This window comes from Nocardioides sp. P4_G4, assembly GCF_056401085.1.
The window spans coordinates 1-505 of sequence record NZ_JBFUKA010000194.1 but is presented as its reverse complement, the minus strand read 5'-3'; the positions used below and the strand labels follow the sequence as shown (position 1 = coordinate 505).

The following is a 505-nucleotide window of genomic DNA, read 5'->3' as shown; positions in this document are numbered from 1 at the left end:
ACCCTGGTCCCCGGCGCGGACCGCTTCGTCGGCGTCGCCGGGCCGAGCACCTCGGAGCAGGGCGGCCCGGACGCCGACACCGACCTGCAGGCGGCCCGACAGCTCGTGCAGGGCTCCCGCAGGTCGATGCTGCACGTGCCGGCCACCGCGATGAGCGAGCAGGCGGCCGACGTGGCCGTCGGGATCCTCGCCGACGACGAGGTCGAGGGCGCCGAGGACCACGAAGGCGTCCCCTCCTGGCTCTACGAGGTGACCGAGGTCCGGCTCGCCCAGCTCACGAGCGTCCTGGTGCGCGAGGGCGTCGTGACCATCGACGAGCTCTGCGCCGGCTCCACGGCGCGCCGGTGCGAGCAGCTCGGCTTCGTCTAGGTTGGCCAGATGACCGAGACCACCCCGCCCGGACCGCGGCCCGCACGCCGCGACGTACTCCTGATGGGGGCCGGTGTGGCCCTCGGGGCCGCGGGTGTCGGGGCCGGGTGGGCATGGACGTCCCGCGGGCCTGACG

At 75.4% G+C, this 505-nt stretch carries 1 protein-coding gene; it reads left to right on the top strand.

Features of this window, described 5'->3' with window-relative positions:
* Window positions 1–369, top strand: a 369-nt coding sequence (locus AC1DQF_RS21685) for a hypothetical protein (protein ID WP_477527289.1), incomplete at its 5' end; no start/stop codon positions are given.
* Window positions 370–505 lie beyond the last annotated feature (136 nt).